The 26,422-nt window shown below is 37.1% G+C and carries 29 protein-coding genes; 13 read left to right on the forward strand and 16 right to left on the reverse strand.

The features are described 5' to 3' along the window. The first annotated feature begins 31 nt into the window (after positions 1-31). From C7H19_RS05135 to C7H19_RS05145, 3 genes are all read left to right on the forward strand, one after another. Positions 32-1,105 (forward strand): ParA family protein, encoded by a 1,074-nt coding sequence (locus C7H19_RS05135; RefSeq protein WP_106455818.1) that lies wholly within the window; start codon positions 32-34, stop codon positions 1,103-1,105. Beyond that, positions 1,089-1,838, forward strand: a complete 750-nt coding sequence (locus C7H19_RS05140; protein ID WP_106455819.1) for a HEPN domain-containing protein — start codon at positions 1,089-1,091, stop codon at positions 1,836-1,838. The genes C7H19_RS05135 and C7H19_RS05140 overlap by 17 nt, the downstream gene beginning before the upstream one ends. A 101-nt stretch (positions 1,839-1,939) precedes the next feature. Next, on the forward strand, positions 1,940-2,521 hold the full coding sequence (locus C7H19_RS05145) for a Uma2 family endonuclease (RefSeq protein WP_106455820.1): 582 nt from the start codon (positions 1,940-1,942) through the stop codon (positions 2,519-2,521). On the opposite strand, the gene C7H19_RS05150 is transcribed toward C7H19_RS05145, so the two are convergent. Next, positions 2,518-3,330: a TlyA family RNA methyltransferase gene (locus tag C7H19_RS05150; protein ID WP_106455821.1), complete on the reverse strand. Its 813-nt coding sequence runs from the start codon at positions 3,328-3,330 to the stop codon at positions 2,518-2,520. The genes C7H19_RS05145 and C7H19_RS05150 overlap by 4 nt on opposite strands. Before the next feature lie 130 nt (positions 3,331-3,460). Here C7H19_RS05150 and C7H19_RS05155 point away from each other — a divergent pair, with 130 nt between their 5' ends. Next, positions 3,461-3,682: a hypothetical protein gene (locus C7H19_RS05155; RefSeq protein ID WP_106455822.1), complete on the forward strand. Its 222-nt coding sequence runs from the start codon at positions 3,461-3,463 to the stop codon at positions 3,680-3,682. Here the strand turns inward: C7H19_RS05155 and C7H19_RS05160 are convergent. From C7H19_RS05160 to C7H19_RS05175, 4 genes are all read right to left on the reverse strand, one after another. Beyond that, the gene (locus C7H19_RS05160) at positions 3,677-4,402 is read right to left on the reverse strand and encodes a pantothenate kinase (RefSeq protein ID WP_106455823.1); all 726 of its coding nucleotides are present in this window, start codon (positions 4,400-4,402) and stop codon (positions 3,677-3,679) included. The two genes, C7H19_RS05155 and C7H19_RS05160, sit on opposite strands and share 6 nt — an antisense overlap. Next, positions 4,395-5,054 (reverse strand): hypothetical protein, encoded by a 660-nt coding sequence (locus C7H19_RS05165; RefSeq protein ID WP_181280534.1) that lies wholly within the window; start codon positions 5,052-5,054, stop codon positions 4,395-4,397. Before C7H19_RS05165 ends, C7H19_RS05160 begins: the two co-directional genes overlap by 8 nt. A gap of 49 nt (positions 5,055-5,103) precedes the next feature. Continuing rightward, positions 5,104-5,979, reverse strand: a complete 876-nt coding sequence (locus C7H19_RS05170) for a Tab2/Atab2 family RNA-binding protein (RefSeq protein ID WP_106455824.1) — start codon at positions 5,977-5,979, stop codon at positions 5,104-5,106. A 62-nt stretch (positions 5,980-6,041) separates the two neighbouring features. Further along, positions 6,042-7,070: a glycosyltransferase gene (locus C7H19_RS05175; protein WP_106455825.1), complete on the reverse strand. Its 1,029-nt coding sequence runs from the start codon at positions 7,068-7,070 to the stop codon at positions 6,042-6,044. A 183-nt stretch (positions 7,071-7,253) separates the two neighbouring features. Here C7H19_RS05175 and C7H19_RS05180 point away from each other — a divergent pair, with 183 nt between their 5' ends. Continuing rightward, positions 7,254-7,715 carry a CBS domain-containing protein gene (locus C7H19_RS05180; RefSeq protein ID WP_106455826.1) on the forward strand — a complete coding sequence of 154 codons (462 nt, stop codon included), beginning with the start codon at positions 7,254-7,256 and terminating at the stop codon, positions 7,713-7,715. Positions 7,716-7,910: 195 nt separating this feature from the next. On the opposite strand, the gene C7H19_RS26990 is transcribed toward C7H19_RS05180, so the two are convergent. Both C7H19_RS26990 and C7H19_RS05185 read right to left on the reverse strand, forming a co-directional pair. Next, positions 7,911-8,039, reverse strand: coding sequence for a hypothetical protein (locus C7H19_RS26990; RefSeq protein ID WP_281261714.1), 129 nt, complete (start codon positions 8,037-8,039; stop codon positions 7,911-7,913). A gap of 85 nt (positions 8,040-8,124) precedes the next feature. Next, on the reverse strand, positions 8,125-8,604 hold the full coding sequence (locus C7H19_RS05185) for a calcium-binding protein (protein WP_106455827.1): 480 nt from the start codon (positions 8,602-8,604) through the stop codon (positions 8,125-8,127). A 323-nt stretch (positions 8,605-8,927) separates the two neighbouring features. Between C7H19_RS05185 and C7H19_RS05190 the strand changes: the two genes are divergently transcribed. Then, positions 8,928-9,479: a hypothetical protein gene (locus C7H19_RS05190; RefSeq protein WP_106455828.1), complete on the forward strand. Its 552-nt coding sequence runs from the start codon at positions 8,928-8,930 to the stop codon at positions 9,477-9,479. 365 nt (positions 9,480-9,844) lie between these two features. Here C7H19_RS05190 and C7H19_RS05195 read toward each other — a convergent pair whose 3' ends face one another. Continuing rightward, positions 9,845-10,702 (reverse strand): methyltransferase domain-containing protein, encoded by an 858-nt coding sequence (locus tag C7H19_RS05195; RefSeq protein ID WP_106455829.1) that lies wholly within the window; start codon positions 10,700-10,702, stop codon positions 9,845-9,847. 179 nt (positions 10,703-10,881) lie between these two features. Between C7H19_RS05195 and C7H19_RS05200 the strand changes: the two genes are divergently transcribed. Next, positions 10,882-13,173 carry a putative PEP-binding protein gene (locus C7H19_RS05200; protein WP_245927317.1) on the forward strand — a complete coding sequence of 764 codons (2,292 nt, stop codon included), beginning with the start codon at positions 10,882-10,884 and terminating at the stop codon, positions 13,171-13,173. Here the strand turns inward: C7H19_RS05200 and C7H19_RS05205 are convergent. From C7H19_RS05205 to C7H19_RS05215, 3 genes are read right to left on the reverse strand one after another with little or no spacing between them, the layout of a single operon-like run. Beyond that, positions 13,152-13,391 carry a 2Fe-2S iron-sulfur cluster-binding protein gene (locus C7H19_RS05205; RefSeq protein WP_106455830.1) on the reverse strand — a complete coding sequence of 80 codons (240 nt, stop codon included), beginning with the start codon at positions 13,389-13,391 and terminating at the stop codon, positions 13,152-13,154. The two genes, C7H19_RS05200 and C7H19_RS05205, sit on opposite strands and share 22 nt — an antisense overlap. Before the next feature lie 13 nt (positions 13,392-13,404). Then, entirely contained in the window at positions 13,405-14,883 is a 1,479-nt protein-coding gene (gene cobQ / locus C7H19_RS05210) for a cobyric acid synthase CobQ (protein ID WP_106455831.1), read from the reverse strand. 51 nt (positions 14,884-14,934) lie between these two features. Further along, positions 14,935-15,342 (reverse strand): Npun_F0494 family protein, encoded by a 408-nt coding sequence (locus tag C7H19_RS05215; RefSeq protein ID WP_425428864.1) that lies wholly within the window; start codon positions 15,340-15,342, stop codon positions 14,935-14,937. Positions 15,343-15,445: 103 nt separating this feature from the next. On the opposite strand from C7H19_RS05215, the gene C7H19_RS05220 reads away from it, so the two are divergent. Beyond that, positions 15,446-15,880, forward strand: coding sequence for a peroxiredoxin (locus C7H19_RS05220; RefSeq protein WP_106455833.1), 435 nt, complete (start codon positions 15,446-15,448; stop codon positions 15,878-15,880). Between the two features lie 172 nt (positions 15,881-16,052). On the opposite strand, the gene C7H19_RS05225 is transcribed toward C7H19_RS05220, so the two are convergent. Both C7H19_RS05225 and accA read right to left on the reverse strand, forming a co-directional pair. Then, positions 16,053-16,247 (reverse strand): hypothetical protein, encoded by a 195-nt coding sequence (locus C7H19_RS05225; RefSeq protein WP_106455834.1) that lies wholly within the window; start codon positions 16,245-16,247, stop codon positions 16,053-16,055. 35 nt (positions 16,248-16,282) lie between these two features. Continuing rightward, on the reverse strand, positions 16,283-17,263 hold the full coding sequence (accA, locus tag C7H19_RS05230) for an acetyl-CoA carboxylase carboxyl transferase subunit alpha (RefSeq protein WP_106455835.1): 981 nt from the start codon (positions 17,261-17,263) through the stop codon (positions 16,283-16,285). Positions 17,264-17,389: 126 nt separating this feature from the next. On the opposite strand from accA, the gene ffh reads away from it, so the two are divergent. Further along, the gene (gene ffh / locus C7H19_RS05235; protein WP_106455836.1) at positions 17,390-18,835 is read left to right on the forward strand and encodes a signal recognition particle protein; all 1,446 of its coding nucleotides are present in this window, start codon (positions 17,390-17,392) and stop codon (positions 18,833-18,835) included. Between the two features lie 34 nt (positions 18,836-18,869). Here the strand turns inward: ffh and C7H19_RS05240 are convergent, their stop codons facing one another. Beyond that, complete coding sequence (locus C7H19_RS05240; RefSeq protein ID WP_106455837.1) at positions 18,870-20,123, reverse strand: hypothetical protein; 1,254 nt, start codon at positions 20,121-20,123, stop codon at positions 18,870-18,872. Between the two features lie 337 nt (positions 20,124-20,460). Between C7H19_RS05240 and C7H19_RS05245 the strand changes: the two genes are divergently transcribed. Together C7H19_RS05245 and C7H19_RS05250 are read left to right on the forward strand one after the other, a co-directional pair. Then, a complete protein-coding gene (locus C7H19_RS05245) occupies positions 20,461-21,525 on the forward strand; it encodes a mannose-1-phosphate guanylyltransferase (RefSeq protein WP_106455838.1) in 1,065 nt (354 codons plus the stop codon). Positions 21,526-21,600: 75 nt separating this feature from the next. Beyond that, positions 21,601-23,247: an ABC1 kinase family protein gene (locus C7H19_RS05250; RefSeq protein WP_106455839.1), complete on the forward strand. Its 1,647-nt coding sequence runs from the start codon at positions 21,601-21,603 to the stop codon at positions 23,245-23,247. An 84-nt stretch (positions 23,248-23,331) separates the two neighbouring features. On the opposite strand, the gene C7H19_RS05255 is transcribed toward C7H19_RS05250, so the two are convergent. Both C7H19_RS05255 and C7H19_RS05260 read right to left on the reverse strand, forming a co-directional pair. Beyond that, a complete protein-coding gene (locus C7H19_RS05255) occupies positions 23,332-24,090 on the reverse strand; it encodes a hypothetical protein (protein ID WP_146136491.1) in 759 nt (252 codons plus the stop codon). Positions 24,091-24,229: 139 nt separating this feature from the next. After that, positions 24,230-25,528 carry a PQQ-dependent sugar dehydrogenase gene (locus tag C7H19_RS05260; protein WP_106455841.1) on the reverse strand — a complete coding sequence of 433 codons (1,299 nt, stop codon included), beginning with the start codon at positions 25,526-25,528 and terminating at the stop codon, positions 24,230-24,232. A gap of 131 nt (positions 25,529-25,659) precedes the next feature. Here C7H19_RS05260 and C7H19_RS05265 point away from each other — a divergent pair, with 131 nt between their 5' ends. Both C7H19_RS05265 and C7H19_RS05270 read left to right on the forward strand, forming a co-directional pair. Further along, entirely contained in the window at positions 25,660-25,941 is a 282-nt protein-coding gene (locus C7H19_RS05265; RefSeq protein ID WP_106455842.1) for a type II toxin-antitoxin system HigB family toxin, read from the forward strand. A gap of 85 nt (positions 25,942-26,026) precedes the next feature. Next, on the forward strand, positions 26,027-26,422 hold the full coding sequence (locus tag C7H19_RS05270; protein WP_106455843.1) for a helix-turn-helix domain-containing protein: 396 nt from the start codon (positions 26,027-26,029) through the stop codon (positions 26,420-26,422).

Below are 26,422 nucleotides of genomic sequence, written 5' to 3' on the forward strand. Positions count from 1 at the left end.
ATGTAAAAAACCGAAAAAGATAGTAAATTAAATGGTTCAAAAAATCGCTCTATTTAATCATAAAGGTGGTGTCAGTAAAACAACCACTACATTTAACCTTGGTTGGATGCTTGCCTCTAAAGGGAAAAAAGTAATTTTAGTAGATACTGATCCACAATGTAATCTGACTGGTATGGCATTGGGAGAAGATACAGAAGACGACGAAGCAAGATTAGAAGAGGTTTATAAAACACACTCAAATATTAAAACAGGTTTAGCACCCGCCTTTGAATCGCAACCAAAAGCGATCGATGCTGTAGACTGTATTGAGATTGAAGGTATAAAAGGATTATATTTACTGCCTGGTCATGTTGGCTTTGCGGAATATGAAGTAACGCTTGGGATTGCACAAGAACTTAGTGGTTCAATTCAAGCTCTTAGGAATTTACCTGGTGCTATTACGGATTTGCTGGACAAAACGGCAAAAAAATTTAATGCAGATTACATTTTAATTGATATGAGTCCTAGTTTAGGGGCAATTAATCAGAATTTACTAATGACGAGCGATTTTTTTATCGTTCCGACAATGCCTGATTTTTTTTCGGTAATGGCGATTGACTCTCTAACTAAAGTCTTACCCAAATGGTACGCATGGGCAAAAGCAGCAAGTTCACTACCAATTTTGAAAGAAGCCGCCTATCCATTCCCTGATATTACGCTGCGTTTTTTAGGTACTATTGTTCAAAATTATCGAACTAACAAAAGCAAACCAACAGCCGCTTTCCAAACTTGGATACAAAGAATAGAAGGAAGTGTTTCTTATAAGCTAGTTCCAACCCTTCGTCAACATAATATGATGCTGCCTGATCTACTTTATAGTCAACAAAATATTAGTGACAGCTTTACTCTGACAAAAATACCTAATTTTAATAGTTTAATAGCTTTATCACAAGAGTATAGAACTCCTATTTATGCTCTGACACAAGATCAATTAAGTGATTCTAAATGGCAGGGAAATGTACTAGCAAATTTTCAATATCAGCAAAAACAATTTCGAGAAACATTTTTAGATTTAGCCGATAAAGTAATCGGGTTAACCGCTCCTCAATATGCAGTCAGCACTTGATCAATTTCGTATTAGTATTGGTCGTGTTCGTGACCTTATTTCTCTTCATAACTCTATTAAAGCTCAAGCTACTCCTGCACTGGATTTATCCGATATTTTGAGAGCAGCTTTAGTTCTAGCTGTAAGTGCTTTAGACTATTATGTGCATGAGATTGTAACGTTAGGAATGTTGGAAATTCATCGAGGTCAACGCCCAGAACCCCCATCTTCTGCTAACACTTCTTCATCAGCATTTTCTCGTTTTCAAGTTTCATTGGGTGGCGCACGGCAAGAAAGATTAATAGCACTTGATATTGCTTCTTGGCTAGAAAATGAAATTATACAAAATCAAGGTTATTCATTTTTACAACAACCCTATATTATCTCAGCTTTGCTCCCAGTTATATCGAATAGTATTCTTAATCGACTTAATAATGTTTCTTGGTTAGAAGATGAAATTAGAGAACGCCTTAGTTATCAAAGTTTTCAGCAACCAGAGAAAATAGCTGAAGCAATTAGGTTGATTTCAGATAAAAAATTATGGGATGAAGTGGCTACTCAACTTGGAAAGCCGACGAAAGATGTTAAACAGCAACTTAGTGCTATAGTTGATCGTAGAAATAAAATTGCTCATGAAGCCGATATAGACCCTACTTTTAATATCGGTAGCCGTTGGAATATTGATGAAATTTTAGTTGATGATGCAGTTAACTTTATTGAGCAAGTTGTTGAGAGTATTCATAAAATTTTGTAAAAAAATCATAAAAAGTAAGGTAAAATGAGCAACTTATTCTTCAGATTATACTAACGCCAAAGCTAACATTAGATTATCATCGCCAACATCATAAAACAGCTATGCAAACTCAAACCCGCTATTACACCCCAGAAGAATACTTAGTACTCGAAGAGAAAGCAGAATACAAAAATGAATATAGAGATGGAGAAATTGTAGCTATGACAGGTGGAACCACGAATCATAACGAAATCGCCGGAAACTTGTATGCTCATCTCAAGTTTGCCCTCAGAAGCAAAAACTATCGCGTTTATATCGGTGATGTTCGTTTATGGATACCGCGTTATCGTCAGTATACCTATCCTGATGTCATGATTATTCAAGGAGAACCTATTTATGCAGAAAAAGGAACGACTACTGTTATGAATCCTATATTAATTGCTGAGGTTTTGTCGCCTTCTACCCAAAATTATGATCAAGGTGAGAAATTTATGTATTATCGCTCAATTCCAGAATTGAAGGAATATCTTTTAATTGACCAAAAACAATATCATGTCATGCAATATACGAAAACAAGCGAAAATCAATGGTTATTGACTGAATATGAAGATAAAAATGCTATTATCACGCTCAATTCAGTTAATTTTACAATTCCGCTAAATGAGCTTTATACGGGGGTTAGTTTCGAGAACACCGAAAGTTAACTATTTAGTTGTTTAAATGCAGTATCGGTCATCTCATGAATATTATTGAGTGTCGGAAAAAACGATCGATCAGCAATCTTTAACCATAATAAATATTCTATATTACCGGCTGGCCCAGTAATCGGCGACCACGTTAAACCACCGTATGACCATCCCAAATTCTGAGCAACTTGTAATATATTTAAAATAGCTTCAGCTTGATCTAAAGAATTTCTCACAACGCCATTTTTACCGACTTTTTCTCTTCCGACTTCAAACTGTGGTTTCACGAGTAAAATTACTTCTTTTGGGTGTATGAGCAAATCCCATAAAGGATGTAAAACTAAGGTGAGGGAAATAAAGGATAAATCCATCACCCCTAAATCTGCGGGTGTGTTACTTTCGTATAAACTTTCTGGGGTTACATAGCGAAAGTTTGTGCGTTCTTTTAAAATAACCCGTTCATCTTGACGCAAACTCCAAGCAACTTGACCATATCCAACATCTACCCCGTAAACTTGTTTTGCACCTGCTTGTAAAAGACAGTCTGTAAAACCACCTGTAGATATGCCACCATCTAAACAAATCCGATCTTTTACCGAAATTTGAAACAATTCTAAAGCTTTAGCTAATTTTTCGCCACCACGAGAAACAAACTTTGGTTTTGCTAGTAATTCTATTTTGGCATTGGGATCGATTTCGGTTGCAGGTTTATCGATCGTTTGCTGATTAACTTTGACTTCTCCTGCGCGAATGAGGGTTTGTGCTTGTTGACGCGAAGAACAAAGATTAAGCGTTACTAATAGGGTATCGAGTCGCTGCTTGGGCAATGAAAAACACTATTTGTCTAATACAATTAAAAAATTACCATACTTTGACAAAAAAGTCAAGTTTTTTCGGATTTAAATTTATTAATGTAAGCTAAAAGAAATAACGCTCTTACTTATTGAGTGATAGATCATGAATAAAGATACTAAATTTGCTGCATTAGTTTTAGGAATTCCCCTATTAGGTTTGGCGTATTGCGCTCTCATTTTGGCTATTATGCTATCATCTCCTTGGGCGAGAGAACATCCCGTGATTATTGCAACTATTTTTGTCATTGCGCCTTCTTTAATTTCGGGTTCATTGTGGTTATTATCTTCTGCTAAAGCCAGACATAAAGAAAAAATTGGCTTATAAAAGTTGTCTTAGCGATCGCATTCCCCAAAATCCCAATTCAGCATCAAATTTAATGTGTTTGTTTAAATAAGGAAATAAATTTAGTAAATAATTAAATATGATTAAACCATCACCCCCAGTGATTAATATTTTAGCATTAGGAAATTGCGTGAGCCAGTCGCTAATAAAATAGTGAACACCTGCTAAAGTGTTATAAATTATTCCACTTTCAATAGCTGTTTGAGTTGTATTTTCCCAAAGATGAGGTAATTTGTCTGGTAAAGCAACAGTCGGTAAAGCAGCCGTTTGACTCGATAATGATTGAAATTGTAGCCGAAATCCTGGTAAAATTGCCCCACCAATAAAGTTTTTTTGGGCATCAATTCCAGTAAAAGTTAAAGCCGTACCAACATCAATAACTAAACAAGGATATCCATAACTTTCACCTGCGCCTAATACCGTTATTGCTCGATCTATTCCCAAAGTAGGATATAGTTTTTTTAAAGGAATCTGTTCTAATTTAATTTCAATGAAATGGGGATAATTTTGAAAAAAAGTCGTTTGTGAGGGAACAACAGAAGCTAAATAAATAGGTAAGTCTAAACAATTTTCAATAGAAGTGAAAACATTGGTTAAATGGGGAGTATGCCAAGTTTTTTTGAGATGATATTGCTCAAACCATGCCCAATGTAAGCGAGAATTACCAATAATTAGGGCTAACCATTCTAAAGAATTATTCATTATCTATTTTTGTCTGAGATTTAATTTTTAGACGTTGCAGATGAGATAGATAATTAAAACAGGATAAACTAATACAAAGTAATCCACCAATTTCGAGAAACCAATTCAAGCGAAATCCAACAATCTGTAAACCAATCAGTTGATCAATATGATGGAATGAGGAAGCACGAATCAATATAAAACTACTTAGAAAAAGAAAACCGAAAAAAGTTAAACGAAAAATTTTCCAATCTTTTTTAACTAATTTACTTAAATAAAAAAAGCAAGCTATAAAAAGGAAGGCAATACCACTAATAAAAGCCACTTGAATATAACGACGCTGTAGATACCAACCTTGGGAAATTGCGAGATTTTTGCCAACAATTGTGAACCATGATTGTAAATCCAACTGCTTATTAATGCCCAAAATAATCAGACAGATACTAAATCCTAACCATAGCCAATAATAATGATGAAATCGATATATAGATAAAAGTTGAAAAGTTCGCCAAGCACACCAAGAACAAAGAAAAGCGGTAATAAAATAGATACCTACTGTAACCCAACCCATGAAAGAGGGATCACCGATACTTGGTTGCCAATTATCATTAACAATAATTGCCCAAATTGGTTGTAATATGTTGTGTGGTGAAATTAGGTTAATTAAAAACACAGACTTAACCCACAATAAATATTAATCTTAACGATTAATTGCTTTTATTTTAAAAATCTTCTTCTTTTAATAACCAAAAACCTGCAAAAGATTCAGATTCAGGTAAGGATTGAATCGCTAAAAAATGTACTTTTGCTGCATTCTCTTTTTTTGCTTCAAACCCTTTTGCTTCTGCTAGAGTTTTAGCATCACTGACATTTGTTAAAATCCAACTGTCACTAGATCCTGTTTCTAAGCGCATAATTGGACGTGATCCCGCTTCAAACTGAAGATAACCTAATTCTAATCCTGACATCCAGGCGGCTAGAGGTAAAGCGCGAGATGAAAAAATAATTAATCCTGGAATTTTGGTATCAGGTGATATTTCTGTCATCGAGAAAGGAAACGCTTCACCAAAAGCAATATCCCACTCTTTCATATCGGCAAATGCTGACGCTTCTAAATTGACAAACGCCCATTTATCCCCTTTATCTACTCTAACCGCATCGGGTAGCGCGATCGCTGCTAGAGGAGGATATTTTACAGATAAAGACTTTGCCGCATTTTCATCATAGCCAGGTTGAGAAGGATAAAAAGTTTTATTTCTCTGGTCAATCCAAGCATTCAAGGTGTAGGTACGACGGCTAGGGGCTGCTATAATATTGCTATCTTCACAGGCTTTTAGAATCATATTATTCATTTGGCGACGGAAAAAACGAATCTTTTTCGGTGTTTCTCCTGCTTGAGCAACAGCTTTTTCTATAGCTTCTCGTAACCACAGAGAATTAACAGTTTTACTGGCACAAAATTCCGAATATCTAAACAAACTTTCGGGTTTTTGATCAATTTCGGTAAGGGTTTCACAGATTAAGACTTCCCATAATTTCTTTTTTTCGTCATCTAAAATTGGACGTGAATAAAAATCTAATTCCCAAATTTTACCCATTTGTTTAAGTCGCTCACTTTGAACTATAATACTTTAATTTTTTTACTAATATTTATTATAAATTAATCGGGTTGATTTTGGCTTTCTATTTCTTGAGATCCCACCACTTCCCGAATTCGATAGATAGGTCGTTTTTGGGATTCGTGATAGGTTCGCATACCTAGTTCAGCCAATAAACCAAAACTAAACAATTGTACCCCCGTCATAAATAAAAGTACAGCTAAAATGAGTAAAGGGCGATGACCAATACTGGCTCCTAAAAAAACTTTTAAAAAGGTTAAATATGCTCCTAATGCAATACCTAAAAGAGTAGTGATTAGTCCAAATAAGCCAAAAATGTGCATCGGACGCGTGAGAAATTTTTTGATAAAAAATATGGTAAATAAATCCATTAAAACGCGAAAGGTTCGATCTAAACCATATTTACTTTTACCATAGCGGCGGGCATGATGTTGTACGGGAATTTCGGCGATTTTTGCCCCTTCAATATAAGCTAATGCGGGAAGAAAACGATGTAATTCACCATAAAGATTTAGATCGGCGACAACTTCAGCGCGATAAGCTTTTAGAGAACAACCATAGTCATGTAATTTAACTCCAGTGACTTCGCCAATTAACCAATTAGCAATTTTAGAAGGAAGTAAACGTTTAACTTGATCATCTTGGCGATTTTTGCGCCAACCACTAACTAAATCATATCCTTCCTGAAGTTTATTAATCAATTTAGGTATATCTTGTGGATCATTTTGTAAATCACCATCCAAAGTAATAATAATTTGACCTTGAACGTGTTTAAAACCAGCAGCCATAGCGGGAGTTTGTCCATAATTACGCCGTAAAATTACTGCTTTTAGATCATGACGAAATCGTGCTAAATTCGTTAAAAGTTCACCAGAGCCATCGGTTGAACCATCATCTACACAAATAATTTCATATTTATATTGATGAGTTTGTAGGGTCGTTGCGATCGTATTAATTAATTGCGGTAGACTATCCACTTCATTATAAATCGGAATGACGATCGATAAAAATAACTCTGGTTGTGAGCGGGAATTGGAAGATATTAAATGAGTCGAAAAAGTCTGAGACATATTATGTTAAAGAAAAAAATTTGATCTTAGGCTATCACAAATCGGTCAAATCTAGATTCTTAGGTCAACGAAGCGATCGCATTTTTTGTTCCCCCCTCCAACATATATATTTATATCGCTGCTTGGTTTAGGTGACGCAATCCCCTACAATAAAAAAATGAAAGTCTTATTTTCAGGTAAACCATGACCAAAACGGTTGCCGAAATCATGACCCCTAATCCGATCACGGTAACGCCTCAAAGCTCACTACAAGAGGCAATTCAAATTATCGCTGAAAAAAACATTAGCGGGTTGCCTGTCGTCAATGATTCAGGACAATTAGTCGGTGTAATCTCAGAAGCTGATTTAATGTGGCAAGAAACTGGAATTGATCCGCCACCTTACATTATGTTTCTTGATAGTGTAATTTATTTACAAAATCCTAACCGTCATGAAAAGCTGGTTCATAAGGTTTTAGGGCAAACTGTCGGCGAAGTGATGACCGATAGGCCTATTACTATTAAACCAGATCAAACCCTGCGAGAAGCCGCCCATTTGATGACTGAGCGAAAAATTGGCCGTCTAATTGTAACGGATGAAACAGACGGAACAGTAAGCGGGATTGTCACTCGTGGTGATATCATTAAAGCAATGGCTAGTAACTAAAATTTCTTCAGATAATACGCCTTCAGATAGTACGCCTTCAAGTTTAGGAAAAAAGGGGAAAAGAGAACTTTCTCCCTCGACCCCTTTTGCTGATTAACTTGATCTTTAGCTGAGTTTTGTCACAAAACCTTGATATATAGGAGGTGATTTTGCTTTAACTCTCAGACCATTTAACTATAAAAAATTCCTAAAAGTCTACTGACGATAGACTTCAGGAATAAGCAACATCGGTTTAGCTGCCGCATAATTAATTGTTGTAACCTTGTGAGATGTTGTCAATAAAGCTTGGGCAACAAAGCTTATATACCAGAGTGCGAAAACCACTTAAGACATATAAACTGACTGTATTTTTTTTTAGATAAATCAAAAAAAATTGTCATAACCTTTGTTGCTTAAGCCTTTTGACTCATTAGAGAAGTTCAAAATCATCATCATCAACTTCAAACCCGTTGATAGTCACATCACCATCGGCACTGATTTCGACTGAGAGTTCGCCGTCTCCAATTCCGTTATCTATGAAAAATGAATCGGAAACAGTCTCACCATCAATCACAATGCTGTCTTCACCTAGGGTAAAGTCAAGGATAGAATCACTTTGAGCATTGTCGAAAAACTCGAAAACGAATGTATCTTCGCCCGTTCCACCAACTAGAGCATCGTTACCGTTGCCACCGTTGATGACATCATCCCCAGCACCAGCATTGACCACATCATCCAGAAAGCCAGCGTCGATATCATCATTACTGGCAAAGAATGTCGAAGTATAAATCACATCGTTAGTAGCACCAGGAAGACTGACGGTAGAATCACCTAGATCACCAGATCCAATAACCAAGAACCCGTCCGTTAACTGTTCTTCGATTTCAACATTATCAATAACTGCTGACATTAGTTTCCCCTGTTATGTAAAATTGGTTAGATTAAGTAAATATCACGAACCTGAGCAGTAACTCAACAACATAGAAATATATTATTTGAGATGCTCACCCTGATATTATATGCGCTCAATCAAAAAATGCAATAGTCTTTTAGGTAAATCTAAATTTATTGACAAAATAAAATAAAATTGTTGCTTTTCTAAATTTTTCATGATATGGTTGACATGGATTTTTAGGCTGATTGCAAAAAAACCCGTAACTTACTCGGTAAGTAAACCCTTGACATAGATATAGAAGCAAATTCCTTAAACTTCTCTACAGGAGAGATAAACCAATGAAAACTCTAAATGTACAAGCTGCGCTTACTGGTGCATCTTTAGCATTGGGATTAGGATTTTTAACACCCGATGTAGCTCAAGCAGCTTCTTTTAATTTTTCCTATATGTTTGCTGATGGCGAAACATTTTCAGGTATGGTTGATGGCGATATAAATCCAAACGATCCTGATGAAGTTATTAACTTATCAAATTTGATGGGGTCTTATTCTGGAGATACCTCCGTCATTTTTAATACTCTAGCTCCCGGTTTGCTAAGACTTCCTTTAGACGGCGTTGGTTCGATCAACATATCGGGAAGCGATGGTGACGACAGCTTTTTCGGTATTACCTACGATGCTAGTAATGGTGTTGGCGGTGCAGTAACAGCAGCAGTAAGCACTTCTACAGTACAAAGTGTTGATACTGCAGTTACTTTTGATCGTGATCGATTTGAGGCGGCTCCTAAAGCAGTACCAGAAAGCCAAACAGCCGTACCTCTAATCTTCTTAGGTTTAGCTTTTCTCGGCAACGAAGTTAGAAAAAATCGCTCTAGCTACGTCAAAAAATAAGCTGATTAAATTTTTGAATCTTTGAAGACTTGAGCAACAAGATTCTAAAAAAACAAAACTACATCAAGAAAAGTAAATTCTTAACTCTCTTTACTTTTGAACCATTTAGTAGAGTAGAGTACACAAGCAAACCGGTAACGAGGTACGGCTTACGGTTAAAAATTTTTTTAAAAAGATTTTTTGACAAATCCGTTGCCTCTATTGTAAACATTTTAAAGTGAACATTTTAAAGTGAACATTTTAAAGTTGAACATTTTAAAGTTGAACATTTTAAAACATTGTTCTACCTACATACCAATAATCCTTCTTATTATACATTGAAAGCGACTGACTTATGTGTTAATGCACCAGTGGTCGCTTTTAAATTAATTAAGATTTTTTTTAGTCCCAGACAAAACGCCAAAGCGAACTAAACCCCGCTCATAGCCTCGACTCATTAATCCTAATGCTAAAGCACCTTGAATAGTTGTCCAACCACTATTAAGTAAACCAGTAATCACTTTAGGATCGAAAGCAGATTCAATAACAATATCCCAAAAAGGAGCGACGGCGGTTGACCAATCATCAGCAATTATATTTTTGAAACCGCAATGGTGTGCGATCGCTTCATACTCTGGTAAAGAAATTACATAAGGCAAATAATACACTCGATAAATTTCTTCTAAATGTCGTTTCTCATCTGGGGTTAATTCCCCTGCTAAAGAGTTAGTCGGGCGATGACACCAAGTAGCAAAGATTAAAGTACCGCCTGGTTTTAAAACGCGGTAACATTCTTGTAAAAACCGAGTCTTATCGGCCATGTGTTCCCCACTTTCTAACGACCACACCAGATCATAAGAATTGTCTGGAAAAGGCATATTTAGAGCATCAGCCACCTCAAAAGATACTTGGTCTTGCAAAAACACCAAATTAGCTCTTTGGGCGGCTCTAGCGGCTTGTACTGGAGATAGAGTAATTCCCTTAGCAGTGGCATTAAATTTTTCCGCTAGATAGAGGGTACTTCCTCCAATCCCACAACCGACATCAAGAATATGACTAGCAGATGTAGTGTTAGAAAAGCTGAGTAACTCTTCAATGAGATTAATTTGAGCTTGACGGCGATTTAATTTATGATTGCCTCCCCTACCATAATACCCGTGGTGCATATGTTCTCCCCAAACCTGTTCCCAAAGTTGACTAGAGGAGTCATAAAATTGAGCAATATCTTTATTGAGTGTCGTCATAGCCCAAATCCAGCATAGAGATCAGTTTGTTATTGTAACAGACTCTCTTTGGATAAAAAGCATAATTATTATCGAAAACCCTAAGAAATGTCTTAAGATTTCTTAGCTCCAATGAATAAACCATGCAAAATAAAGAAAGAAAATACTTAGATGATCGCTGTCCTACCTATTGACTTTTCTTGTTAGACCATGTTGTCTTAACTATACAGTTGGATATTCTTTATTGGCTAGAGCAAATTCAAGCATCAGAACGGATTATAGTAGGAGAAAAAGCGTTTCTGCTTAGTCGTCTCATCTCCAAAGGCTATCCGATTTTTTCTGGCTTTGTCGTCAATACAACTACATTTGGGTCATTTTTAGAAAATTTAGAAGACTTTAAATCATTACTAGCCGATTTTCCTCAGTCTTCCTTATATCTTGATATTTATAACCCAAAAGCATTGCAAGTTGTTGCTCAAAATAGTCGTCACGCTATTCTACAAACTCCATTACCTGATGACTGGAAAACTTCTATTGTAGATGCAGCAGCACAGTTAAACTCTACTGCTTTAATTTTTCGTCCTTCTCTTTCCCTACCCTCTTTTACTTTACAACGTTCATTTGGTTTACTCTCATCTCAAGTTTGTTGGAATCAACCCGAATTTATCGAATTAGCTTTAAAAAAAGCATGGTCAGAATTATTTACCGCCAAAAGTTTATTTTATTGGAAACGTTTAGGAATTCCTTTAGAAAAAGTCAATTTAGCTATTTTAGTTCAACCTTTAGAAAAAGTTACAGCTACAGGACAAGTTTTTATTCAGCCTCAAAAAATACAAATTCAAGCTACTTGGGGACTAGGATATAGTTTATTAAAAGGAGATGTTTCACCCGATATTTATGATCTTGATTCTCGGACGGGGCAACTTATAAATAAACAATTAGGAAGTAAATCTTGTGCTTATCAAATAAAAAATAAATATGATGATAATGACTCTAATTGTTTAAATCTAAAATTATTAGATTTGAAAAAACAAGAAAGTTACTGTTTAGATAATACTTTAGTAGAACAGTTATTTCGGCTCACTCAAAATTTGTTATCAGACGAACCATCACTTATTATAATAGAATGGTGTTTAATCATGAATCCTTCTGCTCAATTTTACGTGTTGCAAGGTGAGATGGCTTCATCTTCTTCTGTTTTATCGAATAATACAATTAAATCCATTTCTACGAGTATACAAGGTTTAGCAGCTTCATCAGGAATTGTTACTGCACCGATTCAAATTATTCCCAAATTTACAAAACTTACAAAATTAAATATTGCTGGATCAATTATTATTACACATGACATTACTTCAGCATGGCTACCATTATTAAAAAAAGCATCGGGGTTAATTCTTGAACAAGGAGGAATGACGAGTCATGGAGCGATTTTAGCTAGAGAGTTAGGAATTCCCGCAGTCATAGGCGTACCCAAAGCCACTGAATTATTTACATCGGGTGAGACGGTTGTTTTAGATGGAAATACAGGAAAAATTTATCGCAATCAAGACAATAACTCCCTAACCATGACTCATTTTAAGAACCCAAAAACTAATCTTAAATCGACTAATTTTCCAATGGTCACTCAGTTAATGGTTAATATTAGTCAACCCAGTTCTCTAGAAAAAGCAATTTCATTATCTGTTGATGGAATTGGCTTACTTCGCTCTGAATGGATTTTAGCAGAATTATTATTAAAATATCCTATTGAAAGGGGATTAGAATTATCAGAAAAAAAAGAATTTATTAAAGAATTGTTCGAGCTAATTTATCCATTTGTCCAAGCCTTTCATCCAAAACCCGTCTTTTACCGTACTTTTGATAGTTTAGAGCAATCGATGATCGGAAAACGAGGAACCTATAGTTATTTACAAAATTCCGTATTATTTGACCTTGAACTGCAAGCCATTCATCAACTGCAAAAACAAGGCTATTATAATATCAAATTAATTTTACCTTTTGTGCGAAGTGTAGAAGAATTTCGTTTTTGTCAGCAACGTATTATTCAAGCAGGATTAACTCAGTTTCCCTTATTTCAAGTTTGGATAATGGCCGAAGTTCCATCGGTTCTTTTTTTACTTCCAGAATACGTCAAAGCGGGGGTTCAAGGACTTGCTATTGGTAGTAATGATTTAACTCAATTATTACTTGGAATAGATCGAGAAGATACCCAATTAAGTCAACAGTATAACGCCTATCATCCAGCAATGCGAATGGCTTTTAAACAATTAATTCAACAAGCAAAAACATTAGGAATTCCTTGCTCAATTTGTGGTCAAGCTTCGGTACAATATCCTGAATTAATCGAATCTTTGGTGGAATGGGGAATTACCAGTATTTCCGTTGAACCCGAATCCGTTTCTACAGTATATCAAGCGATCGCACGAACTGAATACCGACTGTATCTAGAAGTAGCTCGACAAAACCGTTACCAAACTGGGTCAGAATAAAGATGTATCGTGAGTGATGATGTATCATTAGGAACCGAACTAATACAACAACAGATAGGAGTTCCATCCTCTAATTCAACCTCACACGCATGACAAGAACCCATTAAACATCCTGTCGGAATAAAAACACCCGCTTTTGAAGCTACCTCTAATAAAGGTTCTCCAGATTGCGCCTCAATTGTAATATCATCGGGTAAAAAATGAACCTGTACACTCATAATAGTTAGGATTTTACGACTTTGGTAAAACTGAACTTAAATTAACATATTGTTCGACTAAATCAGCTACAGAATTAAGCATTATTTCTCGTTGTTCTCGATAATTAGCAATTCCTGTGGGTAAGGAACCTAACCCGCGTCTGTGTCGCAAATGATTTAACCAAATACGTCGCCAAGGACTATTATCAAATACACCATGAAGATAACAACCCCAAATAGATAGAGACTCACTGACTAATCCTAAACTAGGATCATCAAACAAAGATAAATAAGATTCTGTGGGAAAATCGAGCATTTTGCTGACTCCTTGATGAATCTCATAACCCGTTATGGGTAAACCTTTTTGAGGATAAGTAGAATTTACTTGACGCTGACGAGTCACCTTTTCGGTTGTAATGGTCGTGAACAAAGGTAGTATATTTAAACCCTGATATTCGGCTTCTGATCCTTCAAGTTGCAGGGGATCACAGACCTTCTGACCTAAAATTTGATAGCCACCACAAATACCCAAAATCACGCCACCGGCTGCCGCATATTCTTTTAATTGTGCCGCCATCCCGCTATCGTGTAAAGCCTTGAGGTCGGCAATTGTTGTTTTAGTCCCTGGCAAAATTACCGCATCAGGATAACCCAAATTATCTTTTAAATCAACGTATTTCATCGCCACCGATGGTTCTGCGTCCAAAGGATCAAAATCTGTAAAGTTAGAAATACGAGGCAGACGGATGATACTTATTTTAGTTTCACTTTGAGTTTTTTTAGAATTATGTTCGAGCAAAGATAAAGAATCTTCTGCTGGTAGGATAATATCTGTCCAAGGAATCACCCCAACAACAGGAATACCCGTATAATTTTCTAGCCAAGAAATACCAGAATCTAAAAGCGATCGCTGTCCTCTAAACTTATTAATTATAATCCCCTTAATCAACGATCGTTCGTCAGGTTCGAGTAAAGCAAGAGTTCCGACAACGTGAGCAAAAGCCCCACCTCTGTCGATATCAACCACCAAGAGGGTAGAGGCATTTAAATACTTAGCAACCCGCATATTGGTCAAATCTCGGTGTTTGAGGTTAATTTCAGCCGGACTACCTGCCCCCTCACAAACGACCAAATCAAACTCCATTCCTAAACGGTGTAACGAAGTGGCGATAGCTTTCCAACCTAAATCAAAGTATTTTTCATAATAATCAGATGCGTTAGTAATTCCTTCAGCTTTTCCTTTAATAATCACCTGAGAGGTCATATTTCCTTGAGGTTTCAGCAAAATAGGATTCATTTCCACTCTCGGCGTAATTCCTGCCGCCCATGCTTGAACCGCTTGAGCATAGCCCATTTCTCCCCCAGATGGCGTTACATAGGCATTTAAAGCCATATTCTGCCCTTTGAAGGGGGTAACTTGCCAGCCGCGACGGGAAAGAATACGACATATAGCAGTTGTCAAAAATGATTTACCGGCGTGAGAAGTCGTTCCCACTACCATTATTCCTTTCATTAATATTTCAATTTTTTAAAGTGTTCTTCTCTAAGATTTCCCAAATTTATATTAGAAAGATAAAGATAACCAGCGATTTATACTATTAATTATAGAATCCCAAAAAGAAGGTTTAGGGAAATTTCCCCCTAGATTTTCCCATTTTGCTACCAGTTGTCGTCCGAGTGGCGTAAGACGAAAACTATCTGTAATTCCCTGTCCATCGACTTCTCGCCGTAATAAACCTACTTTAATTAACCATAATAAATGTCGTTCTGTCCACAGTTCGGCTAATGGTGTTTTGGTATAACCCTTGTCTACTCCAGATTGTCCCGTCATCATCGGTAGGGGAATACTTTCGTTTCGCATCGCGGCAAATAGAGGAAGGAGGAAGGGAGAACAAGACAAAGCCCGTTCAGCGCGTTTTCGGGTTGCGTCAGAATAATTAACAGATTGTTCTTTTTGAGTCGATGTGGTGATCATTATTCGGTTTTTATCAGATTTTCTGCTTGTTATGAACTATTTTAAAGTTTATGATCTATCTTGAGCAACCTTTATTCAATTTCACAACAAATAAGAAGCTATGACCTTAACCGTTGGAACCGTCGCACCTAATTTTACAACCATTGATGATGAAGGGAAAACCGTTTCCTTATCTGATTTAAAAGGAAAAGTGGTCGTTATGTATTTTTATCCTAAAGATGATACACCAGGTTGTACCAAACAAGCCCAAAGCTTTAGAGACAACTATCAACAGTATCAAGATAAAGAAATGGTGGTTTTAGGGGTTAGCATGGATGATGAAGCCTCTCACAAAGCTTTTAAAGAAAAGTATGGTTTACCATTTCAATTATTAGTTGATAAAAACGGCAAAATTACCACAGCTTACGATGTATCAGGTGGCGGTTATGCTAAACGGGTAACTTATATCATTGATGCTGAAGGAAAAATTAGCTATGTCGATGAAAAAGTTAATACTTCTACTCACGCCGAAGATATTTTGAAAATTGCTGGTTAATTAACTTAAATATTTTTTTTCTTCTGCTTTTTTTTAAGTAGAAGATTTTTTTTAGACACACTTTCAGCTATTTATCAATTGCTCTAAATATGGAGAGGCAATTTGAGGGCTATTCACAAATTGCCAACATCATCAAATAGAAAAAAGAGCCAAAACGTTAATTATTTTGACATTAATTTCGGCTTTTAAGAGCTTTTCTAAAATTCTGACGGTAAGCAGGATTAACGGCAAGTAAAACTGGCCATAAAAGAGTTAATACGGCGCGGTTAGGTAGACTGGTATTAAAATTAGTCGAGCGATAACCAGTCCAAAATTTCCAAGCTCCATAGATATAGATTCCTAAAAGCAAAAATTTGATCAGACCCATAAATTACCTATCCTTGTTGATAAAAAGAACAAAAATTAAGCGGCGACTTCCAAAAATACACCCATCTGACGGAATTTTTGATACCTTAAATCTTTGCGTTGTTGCGGAGTCATTGCCGTCAACTCCTCTAAATTATCAATTAAAGTTTGCTTAAGCAAAGCGGCAGTTTGAAGCGGATTATTATGAGCGGCTCCTGATGGTTCAGTGACAATTTGATCAATTAGCCCTAATTCCATTAAATCACGAGAAGTCATCTTTAGAGCTACAGCAGCTTGATCCGATTTTTTGGCATCTTTCCAGAGAATAGCCGCACAAGCTTCGGGTGATGCCACACTGTAAACCGAGTGTTCTAACATTAATAATCGATCCGCGACACCAATTCCTAAAGCACCACCTGAACCGCCTTCACCAATAACGGTCGAAATAATCGGCACATCATAGCGAAACATCTGACGTAAATTATAGGCGATCGCTTCCCCCTGTCCGAGTTTTTCCGCTTCGATATTGGGTAATGCCCCTGGTGTATCAATAAAAGTTAAAATCGGGATACTAAATTGGTTAGCGTGATCCATCAAACGTAACGCTTTCCGATAGCCTCCTGGGGATGCCATGCCAAAATTACGCGCCACATTATCTTTAGTATCTCGTCCTTTTTGATGACCAATAATCACCACTGGACGACCATTCAAACGGGCTACACCACTAATGAGAGCGAGATCATCATCACCTCTGCGATCGCCATGTAGTTCAAACCATTCCTCTGTAATTGCTTGAATATAATCTAGCGTACTAGGACGTTTCGGATGACGTGCGAGTTGGAGACGTTGCGACGGTGTTAGATTACTAAAAATCTCTTTTCGGAGTTGCTCGGCTCTTGCTTCTAACTGATCGATTTCCTTTGAGACATCAACACGATTCTCATCAGCCAGTTTTCGGATTTGTTCAATGCGAGATTCTAGCTCACAAAGTGGTTTTTCAAAATCGAGTAAAAAGGGACGACGTTCAGCTTTAGCCATACACTGTTTAAATATTGGTTCTATTCTAAGAGCCTGAAATAAGCCCCGTAACTTAGGGCGACTATGATAGGATGAATAAACATTATGAATATTAATCTAGACTAACATACATCTAAAACACGCTTTATGTTTGATGCCCTTGCTGAACGCTTAGAGGATGCCTGGAAAAAAATACGCGGTCAAGATAAAATTTCCCAATCGAACATTACTGAAGCCCTTAAAGAAGTTCGCCGCGCACTTTTAGAAGCTGATGTAAATTTACAAGTTGTTAAATCTTTTATTAGCGAAGTTGAAAAAGCCGCTTTAGGTGCTGAAGTTATTTCGGGTGTCAATCCAGGCCAACAGTTTATTAAAATTGTTTACGACGAATTAGTTAAGGTGATGGGGGAAAGTAATGTCCCTCTAGCCCTTGCTGACAAAGCACCCACCGTTATTTTAATGGCAGGATTACAAGGGGCAGGTAAAACCACCGCTACAGCCAAACTCGCTCTTTACCTCCGCAAAGAAAAGCGTAGTTGTTTGATGGTTGCCACTGATGTCTATCGCCCGGCGGCAATTAATCAGTTAATCACCCTCGGACAACAGATTAATATACCTGTTTTTGAACTGGGAACCGAAGCCAACCCGGTCGAAATTGCCCAAAAAGGGGTCGAAAAAGCCAAAGAATTAAATATTGATACCGTCATCATCGATACTGCGGGTCGTCTCCAAATTGACGAAAGCATGATGGCAGAATTAGCACAAATTAAGCAAAAAGTCAAGCCCGATGATACATTATTAGTCGTTGATGCGATGACTGGGCAAGAAGCGGCGAACCTAACCCGTACTTTTCATGAACAAATCGGGATAACTGGCGCAATTCTCAGCAAATTAGACGGCGATACACGCGGTGGGGCGGCTCTTTCGGTGCGTCAAATTTCGGGACAACCGATTAAATTTGTGGGAGTTGGGGAAAAAGTCGAAGCCCTACAGCCATTTTATCCCGATCGCATGGCTTCTCGCATTCTGAATATGGGAGACGTATTAACCCTTGTTGAGAAAGCACAAGAAGAACTCGACTTAGCCGATGTCGAGAAAATGCAAAATAAAATTCTTCAGGCTCAGTTCGATTTTAATGACTTTCTCAAACAAATGAAACTGCTCAAGAATATGGGATCTTTGGGCGGGATATTAAAACTGATTCCGGGAATGGGTAAATTAAGTGGGGCGGATATTGAACGAGGCGAAACCGAACTTAAACGAACTGAAGCGATGATTGGCTCGATGACATCTGAAGAACGGTCTAACCCTGATTTATTGGCGAAGTCTCCGAGTCGTCGTCGTCGTATTGCCAAAGGTTCTGGACATGATGAGTCGGAAGTAACCAAACTAATTGCTAATTTTACCAGAATGCGATCGATGATGCAGCAAATGGGACAAGGACGGATGCCCAGCATGGCTGGGATGCCTGGTATGGGCGGTGGGGGAATGTTTGGGGGACAAGCTCCTCAACCAGGCTTTAGAGGCTATTCTGCTCCTTCGCAGAAAAAGACCAAAAAAGTTAAGAAGAAAAAAGGATTTGGTGATCTTTAGCTTATTTTACGTCTGTGGGGATAGACAGTTTATCTTAACGTGAATTGTTATTCCCTCCTATGGGTTGAGTGTAATTTGTTTTAGGTACGGAATTAGAATATGGAGGCGCTTTCGGAACGAGGGGGAGATTTTTCGGAGTTTGGTTTAAATTGATTTTTGGTGCTTGATAGCGAGATAAACCTGGTATTTGCTGATTTCTTTGTTTTTCATAAGATGAATTTTGGAAATTTTGACTCATTCTATTTTGAATAGCACGTTGATATTGTTGCTGACTTTGAGAAATGATTTTTTGTTTTGATTCTACTCGATTTTGAAAGTTTTCTTGGCTGAGTCGATTTTGTTCTGTAATTCGTTCAACACTTTCTCTTAAATTATTGGAATATTCACCCTCATTTACCCAATCTACTTCTAAATCTAATTGATTGAGTAAAATATCTCTTGGTATAAGCCTAAAATTAACTGCAACTGCTAGATTGCCAAACTGTTCAAGTTGTTGTAAATTACTGTTCGTGTTGGCTCCATAAACCCCAACTTCTGTAGCAAAAGGATTTCTTGGCCATAATTGTAGCGTTGAATCTAATTTTTGTTCTTCGGGTTTAACTCGGTTGAGTTTTAAACCTTCTTGCACTCTGGGGAAATTATTTAGATCCGTTCCTTGAGCAATATAATTATCAACTGAAACTTCATTAGGTTGATTTAATAAAACTGGTTGAGCTATACCAATTGTGACGGAATTGCTACTATAAAAATAAGCTTTAGGTAGTTCAGTGGCTGGTACTGCGCTTGGATCGAAAGCTAAATAATCACCCACCAATCTTTCTACAGGACCTGGGCGGCGACCATATAAATTTTTAAACTCGTAAATTCCTTCATAAACATCTGAAAAACCGACTTGAGGCAAAGTTTTAACTTCTAGTTCTCGCTCTTTATTAAATGTAAATTCTAATTGTTTTAAGCTATTAACGACTTTAGAGAAAGATAATGCTGAACGAGTTACCGTATCAGCTTTACTGAGAGCTAGTGTCATTGCCAAAAGTTTATTAGTTTCTTCAGAAGATGTGTTTAAAGAAAACAATTGAGTATCAAGAGATTCAAGGGACACTAAATTAGATGCGAGAAAATTTTGATTAATTTGGGCAAAACCTTCAGTTGATGAGTTAGAGTCCAAAGTTGTTAAAGAATAGAGAGTCGCTGCTTGAGTTTGAGAAAAAAGACTAAAATAGGACATTAATAAACTAACCGTTGTAAAAATTATATTTTTGCGGTTAAATCTTGTAACGTTACTCATCAGCTTTTTCCTCGAACAAAGATTTAATAGCTATTCTTACACAGATCATTGCTAATTATACTTAAAGAAAGTGTCATCACCTTGTAGCACACCTAACACAAGGGACTTTCTGAAAATTAAAAAAACTGGAGTAAGCGGCTCAGGCTCCTCCAGTGCTGTCACGGAATTCAATTCTGTATCTAATTTAACATATTAGTGACCCTTAATGTTGTGTTTAACAATCTTTATCTTAAAGATTATTTAAGATTTAACGAAATCCCTGCCCAAACGATCGACAAGATTGACCTTTGAAAAAAATCGACAGAAAATAAGGGCTATCGCTTTCTGTGAGGAATCAATGAATAAAGTGCTTATTCCCGTCATACTAGCCGGTGGAAAAGGTGAACGTTTTTGGCCGTTGAGTCGTCGTCAAAAACCCAAACAATTTTTATCTCTCGATGGAACTGGTAGCAGTCTACTACAATCTACCGCCGATCGCTTGTTACCATTAGCGCAAGGATGGGAAAATCTGTGGGTCATAACATCTGCGTTGGTTGCCGATGTCGTTAGGGAACAACTACCAAATTTACCAGAAGCTAACTTACTCATTGAACCCGAAGGACGAGATACCGCCCCGGCTGTGACTTGGGCAACCCTAGAAGTAGCCAAACGCTATGGCGAAAATGCCGTTGTAGGCTTCTTTCCAGCCGATCACTGGATAGGGGATCAAGCCGCGTATCAGAATACCCTCAAAGCCGCTACAGCCGTCGCACAAAGCAAAAAGGCGATCGTCACTCTGGGAATTCAGCCTAATTTTCCCTCCACTGGATATGGCTATATCGAACAAGGAGAAAATGAGGGAGAATACGAAGGTTTGCCCGTTTACCGCGTCAGTCGTTTTACAGAAAAACCAGACCAAGACACCGCCAAAACCTTTATAGAAACGGGGCGTTTTAGTTGGAATAGCGGAATGTTTATCTTTAGGGCAGAAGTTGTCTTGAATGAACTGTATACATATGCCCCAAATATTATTCGTCCTCTAGCAGAACAAGGAACCGCCGCTTATGCCACATTGGAGAAAAAAAGTATTGACTATGCTTTGATGGAACAAACCCAGTTAGCATATGTCTTACCGGCTGACTTTGGTTGGGATGACTTAGGAGACTGGAACGCCTTAGAACGACTTTTACAAAAAGAAGGTCAAAAAAATGTCGAGTTAGCCACTCATGTTGGTTTAGACACCCAAGGCTCGATTTTATATGCTGGTGATCCCGATGAAGTTATTGTTACCATAGGTTTAGAGGATGTCGTAATTGTCCGAAATGGCAAAGCGACCTTAGTCGTTCATAAGGAGCGAACCCAAGATATCAAAAAGGTACTGAAATTACTGCAAGACAACCCTCAATTAGAACAATTACTATAATGATTAAAGGGAAAGGGTTAATAAGATGATTTCTTATTAACTTTTTCTTAAATATACGCTTCAATTATTAAGCCTGTGTTTGCACTTACTTACGCGACTCGCCAAAAAGAAATTATTGATGTTGTTCTTCGCAATGGATGGGACTATATGCGGGGACTTCTCACCGGAGGATCAGCCGATGAGCCTCAAATTCCGACACCAGAAGCTTTACGCAAAATTTTAGTAGAACTGGGGCCATTTTATGTGAAATTGGGACAACTTTTAAGCACTCGACCTGATTTATTGCCACCCCAGTATATTGAAGCATTATCCGCTCTACAAGCTCAAGTTCCGCCCGTTTCTTGGGCTGCCATTGAAACGGTTATTAAAGAAGAATTACACTATCCTATTGAGGACGTTTTTCAAGTGATTAACCCTGAACCTGTTGCGGCGGGTTCAATTGGTCAGATTCATCGTGCTACATTATTGAATGGAGAAGAAGTAGCGATTAAAGTTTTGCGTCCTGGCATTGATAAAATTGTTGCTCAAGATAGCGCATTAATTAGAGGAATTGCTGAACTTGTAGCGATGACAGAGTTTGGTCGGACTTATAATATTGTTAATTTAGCCGACGATTTTACGAAAGCAGTTAAAGCCGAATTAGATTTTAGACAAGAAGGCTTATTTACCGAAGAATTAGGGAAAAACTTAGCGAAAACACGCTGGTTTGATCCTCAACAATTGGTCATTCCTAAAGTGTATTGGGAACTTAGTAGCTCAAAAATTTTGGTTTTAGAATGGTTGTATGGTGAACAATTATTAGATGCTGATCTTAGTGAACCTAAAACCCTAAAAACCATTGAAGAACGCCGTCAAGAAATCACGAGTCTTTTATTAAGAGCATTTTTTCAGCAATACTATATTGATGGTTTCTTTCATGCTGATCCTCATCCTGGTAATATTTTTTATTTAAAAGATGGACGAGTTGCTATTCTAGATTGTGGCATGATTGGACGTTTAGATCCTCGAACTCAACAGATTTTGACAGAAATGCTTTTAGCAATTGTCGATTTAGATGCCCAAAGATGTAGCCAATTGACGGTAAAATTATCAGACTCAGCCCAACCCGCTAGTACTCCTCAATTAGAAATGGATTTTGAGCGAATGCTACGGAAATATTACAATTTGAATTTAGCTCAAATTAATTTTAGTGAGGTTGTTTATGAGATGTTGCAAATTGCTAGAAATAATAAGTTGACACTTCCAGGGAATTTAGGTTTATATGCTAAAAGTTTAGCTAATTTGGAAGGTGCAGGACGAAAATTTAATCCCAAAATTAATCTTTTAGAAGAAGTTAAGCCATTAATGACGGATTTATTTGAACGTCAACTTATTGGAATTACTCCTTTACAATCTTCTCTGAGAACTATTTTAGATTTAAAATCAATTTCCCTTAAATCTCCGCGACAAATCGATGTATTTTTAGACCGTTTAACTTCAGATACTTTACAATGGAATGTCAGATTACAAGATTTAGATCCCCTACGTCGGACTTTAGAAAAATCTGTTAATCGTTTAGCTTTTAGTATCGTAATTGGCTCATTAACGATAGGTGCCGCTATTATTTCCACTAAAACTTCAACGACTCATTTAGTTATTATTAGTGATATTTTGTTTACAGTTGCGAGTTTTTTAGGATTAGGATTAATTATTAGTATTATGCGCTCAGGTCGTTTAAATTGATGTAGGATTTTGGTCTTTAAATCTAGTCCTAAGTTGGGTTTGGAGACCAAACCCCTACAATTTTGAATAATTTGAGATTATTTATTATGCTGATATGGGATATCTAACCTCAAGCATCACTTTAGTAAATTGCTCTAAATTTTGATTTTTAGTCTTTACCATAGCGATATTGTAATCATCTAAGTTCATTGGTTCAAGGAGTAACAAAACACTTTTATTATTCGGGTTACGATGAATATAGTTAAATAAACGATCGATGAATAAAGATTGATTTTGTATAGATTTGAGACAATATTCTTCAACACTCGCTAAAAGGAGACGATCGCGTAACATTTCATTACAAGTACATTGTGCAATCCAAGACATTTGTTGTAAAAGATAGCGATCGCTTTTTAACATTTCTTGAATAACTTCTTGCACAACTTCTAAGAGGGCGCGTTGTCCATTACGATTAGCAGTAATCCAGTTTTTTAAATTTTGCTGTTCAACCACCACAGAACCCAAACGATTGATCAAGTTACGATAAGCTTGAGTGGCTGTGACATTAAGATAACGCAGTTTTAAAATTTGATAGCGATTATTTAAACTTTGCTGATTAATTTTTTGTTGTTCTCTGGTTAAACTATTCCAAACTTCTTGTTCTTCACCTAACAACCATTGAATAATACTATCTTTTTCTTGCTGACTTTGTTCGAGATAGTCTTCAGATAAACGTGATAGCCAAATTTTTTCGATCTCGCTTTTTTCTTGATTGCTGTCGGTGCTATTGTGTAAAAAGCTATTCTGTAAAAATCGGCATGACATACGCCAGTAAGAAATATTTCCGTTAGTTAGCTTTGCCACGATACACACTCCTTTTTTCAGGGATGAAAACAATATATCGTAGACAGTCGCTTTCAGCAGTCTGGAAAAGTCTGGAAAAAGTTAAGGAAAAGTCAGGAAAAAACACCAACATTTTAGAAAAACGTGTCAAGGTGTATTTTTATTTGTATTGTATACGATAAATCCGTCCATTCATTTCTTCAGTCACTAATAGACTACCATCGGGCAAAACCAATAAACCTACAGGTCTACCCCAAGTACTCGGAACCTTAGCATCAATTAGAAATCCTGTCAAGAAATCTTCATAATATCCTAACGGTCGATTATCTTGACCAAAAGGCACGAAAACAACCTTATAACCCGTTCCCTGACCGCGATTCCACGATCCGCGAAACGCTACAAATGCACCATTATGATATTTTGTTGGAAAGGTTTTCTGGTCATAAAATTGCAATCCTAAAGCGGCGGAATGAGCTTGGAACAAGACATCTGGCGTTTTCGTCTTAGCGGCTAATTGTGGGTTACGACTGCGGTTATTTTCGACTTGACGAGGATCAAGGAATTTTGGTAATAGATAAGCAAATGGCCAACCATAAAACTCGCCCCGACGGATACGGGTTAAATAATCGGGAACTAAATCATCTCCTAAGCCATCCCTTTCATTGACGCTGGTATATAATTCCCCTGTCACGGGATGAAAATCTAAACCTACAGGATTACGCAAACCAGACGCAAAAGTACTTAGACGATTATCTTTTAAGTTCATTTCTTGTACCGAAGCGCGGGGCAATTCTTCGATATCGACATTAGAACGAGAACCAATAGAAATATATAATTTCTGTCCATCAGGTGAAGCGATAACATTTCGCGTCCAATGTTGACGATAACCTCCCCCTGGTAAATCTGCAACTTTTTGACCTTTTCCCTTTAAGTTTTCTTGTCCTTTAGAGAAAGGAAAACGTAACACCCCATTTTGATTCCCCAAAAAGAAAGAATCTTTAACAAAAGCCATACCAAACGGTAAATCTAAGCCATTTTCGGCAGTGGCAAAGGTTGAGTAACTATCTGCTACGCCGTTTTTATCGGTATCTTTGAGCAAACGTATCCGATTTTGACGAGTTTCGGTCACTAATACTTCTCCGTTTGGGGTTAACGCTAACCATCGCGGATTATCTAGATTTTCCGCAAATACATTAACCTGAAATCCTTGAGGAACATTTAATTTAGGTTGTGCTGGAATGGGTAATATTTGTGGAGATTTAGACGCACTTTCTGAGGCAAAAGGTGGGGGCAGTTTTTCTAAAGAGATTTTAATACGATTGGGGTTTAAAGTTTGGGTTTGAATTTGTGTCGGGTTTGCTGCAAGAGATTTGGTGTCAGAAGGAATGGTTAATTGTTCTGAGCGACAACCGTTCAGTAAAAGAAATGTTAGAAATAAGGAGAAATGCGATCGCTTCATAGATAATCATTCTAGCTTAAAGCCTTGAAGTGGCTGATCTATCTTGATGCTGAAAAGAAGAGTGAAGTTAATGAGTTGACATAAAGTTCTCATTATGAGAACATGAGATAGTCATCTCCAATGGGGTCTTAATGGAGCTAATTGGTAAGTATCAACTGAGAAAGGATGCAGCAAAATATGGTGATACACAGAGAACGATTGAAGCTTGGATTAAAGTGGTTGAGGCAGCAGAATGGAGTAACATAACGCAAGTAAGGAAAACCTACCCATCGGCAGACTTTGTAAAAGGAAAAACCGTGTTTAACATTAAAGGAAATTCCTATCGGTTGATTACTGTAATTGATTATTCCCTAAAATTTATCGTTTATGAGACTTTTCTCACTCACGCCGACTATGACAAATATCAATTTTAAAAAACAGCCAACAACTGAATAAATATTTTATTAGGGGATTATTCCCCTTTGTACTCACTACACATTAACTCAGTCTAGAGGAAAAATGATTGTAATTGATAAAGCGATTTATGGTGAGCTTTTAGTAAAGTATCAACCCAAAGTTATCGACAATGAGAAAGAGTATGATGATGCTCGTCGTATTTTATTGGAGCTAATGAAGCAAAAAGACCGAAATCCTGAAGAAATAGCATTAATCAAACTTATAGGTACATTGATTAAAGAATACGATGAAAAACAAGAAAAACCAGAGCAAGCAACACCTTATGAAGTTTTACTGCATCTAATGGAAGAAAACAAAATAAAACAAGTTGATTTAGTTGGGAAAATTGGCTCAAAAGGAGTAGTTTCAGAAATAGTTCATGGAAAACGATCAATAAGTAAATCTCAAGCTAAAGCGTTGGGAGAATTTTTTCACGTCTCACCAGCAGTATTTATTTAG

Source organism: Aphanothece hegewaldii CCALA 016, from assembly GCF_003007785.1.
In the GTDB taxonomy this organism is placed as follows: Bacteria; Cyanobacteriota; Cyanobacteriia; order Cyanobacteriales; family Microcystaceae; genus Chroococcus; species Chroococcus hegewaldii.

What these genes read in the sequence shown, in the direction of transcription:
- C7H19_RS05135 (WP_106455818.1), top strand. Translation starts at nt 32, where the DNA reads ATGGTTCAAAAAATCGCTCTATTTAATCATAAAGGTGGTGTCAGTAAA.
- C7H19_RS05140 (WP_106455819.1), top strand. Translation starts at nt 1,089, where the DNA reads ATGCAGTCAGCACTTGATCAATTTCGTATTAGTATTGGTCGTGTTCGT.
- C7H19_RS05145 (WP_106455820.1), top strand. Translation starts at nt 1,940, where the DNA reads ATGCAAACTCAAACCCGCTATTACACCCCAGAAGAATACTTAGTACTC.
- C7H19_RS05155 (WP_106455822.1), top strand. Translation starts at nt 3,461, where the DNA reads ATGAATAAAGATACTAAATTTGCTGCATTAGTTTTAGGAATTCCCCTA.
- C7H19_RS05160 (WP_106455823.1), bottom strand. Translation starts at nt 4,402, where the DNA reads ATGAATAATTCTTTAGAATGGTTAGCCCTAATTATTGGTAATTCTCGC.
- C7H19_RS05170 (WP_106455824.1), bottom strand. Translation starts at nt 5,979, where the DNA reads ATGGGTAAAATTTGGGAATTAGATTTTTATTCACGTCCAATTTTAGAT.
- C7H19_RS05175 (WP_106455825.1), bottom strand. Translation starts at nt 7,070, where the DNA reads ATGTCTCAGACTTTTTCGACTCATTTAATATCTTCCAATTCCCGCTCA.
- C7H19_RS05180 (WP_106455826.1), top strand. Translation starts at nt 7,254, where the DNA reads ATGACCAAAACGGTTGCCGAAATCATGACCCCTAATCCGATCACGGTA.
- C7H19_RS05185 (WP_106455827.1), bottom strand. Translation starts at nt 8,604, where the DNA reads ATGTCAGCAGTTATTGATAATGTTGAAATCGAAGAACAGTTAACGGAC.
- C7H19_RS05190 (WP_106455828.1), top strand. Translation starts at nt 8,928, where the DNA reads ATGAAAACTCTAAATGTACAAGCTGCGCTTACTGGTGCATCTTTAGCA.
- C7H19_RS05195 (WP_106455829.1), bottom strand. Translation starts at nt 10,702, where the DNA reads ATGACGACACTCAATAAAGATATTGCTCAATTTTATGACTCCTCTAGT.
- C7H19_RS05205 (WP_106455830.1), bottom strand. Translation starts at nt 13,391, where the DNA reads ATGAGTGTACAGGTTCATTTTTTACCCGATGATATTACAATTGAGGCG.
- cobQ (WP_106455831.1), bottom strand. Translation starts at nt 14,883, where the DNA reads ATGAAAGGAATAATGGTAGTGGGAACGACTTCTCACGCCGGTAAATCA.
- C7H19_RS05220 (WP_106455833.1), top strand. Translation starts at nt 15,446, where the DNA reads ATGACCTTAACCGTTGGAACCGTCGCACCTAATTTTACAACCATTGAT.
- C7H19_RS05225 (WP_106455834.1), bottom strand. Translation starts at nt 16,247, where the DNA reads ATGGGTCTGATCAAATTTTTGCTTTTAGGAATCTATATCTATGGAGCT.
- accA (WP_106455835.1), bottom strand. Translation starts at nt 17,263, where the DNA reads ATGGCTAAAGCTGAACGTCGTCCCTTTTTACTCGATTTTGAAAAACCA.
- ffh (WP_106455836.1), top strand. Translation starts at nt 17,390, where the DNA reads ATGTTTGATGCCCTTGCTGAACGCTTAGAGGATGCCTGGAAAAAAATA.
- C7H19_RS05240 (WP_106455837.1), bottom strand. Translation starts at nt 20,123, where the DNA reads ATGAGTAACGTTACAAGATTTAACCGCAAAAATATAATTTTTACAACG.
- C7H19_RS05245 (WP_106455838.1), top strand. Translation starts at nt 20,461, where the DNA reads ATGAATAAAGTGCTTATTCCCGTCATACTAGCCGGTGGAAAAGGTGAA.
- C7H19_RS05260 (WP_106455841.1), bottom strand. Translation starts at nt 25,528, where the DNA reads ATGAAGCGATCGCATTTCTCCTTATTTCTAACATTTCTTTTACTGAAC.
- C7H19_RS05265 (WP_106455842.1), top strand. Translation starts at nt 25,660, where the DNA reads ATGGAGCTAATTGGTAAGTATCAACTGAGAAAGGATGCAGCAAAATAT.
- C7H19_RS05270 (WP_106455843.1), top strand. Translation starts at nt 26,027, where the DNA reads ATGATTGTAATTGATAAAGCGATTTATGGTGAGCTTTTAGTAAAGTAT.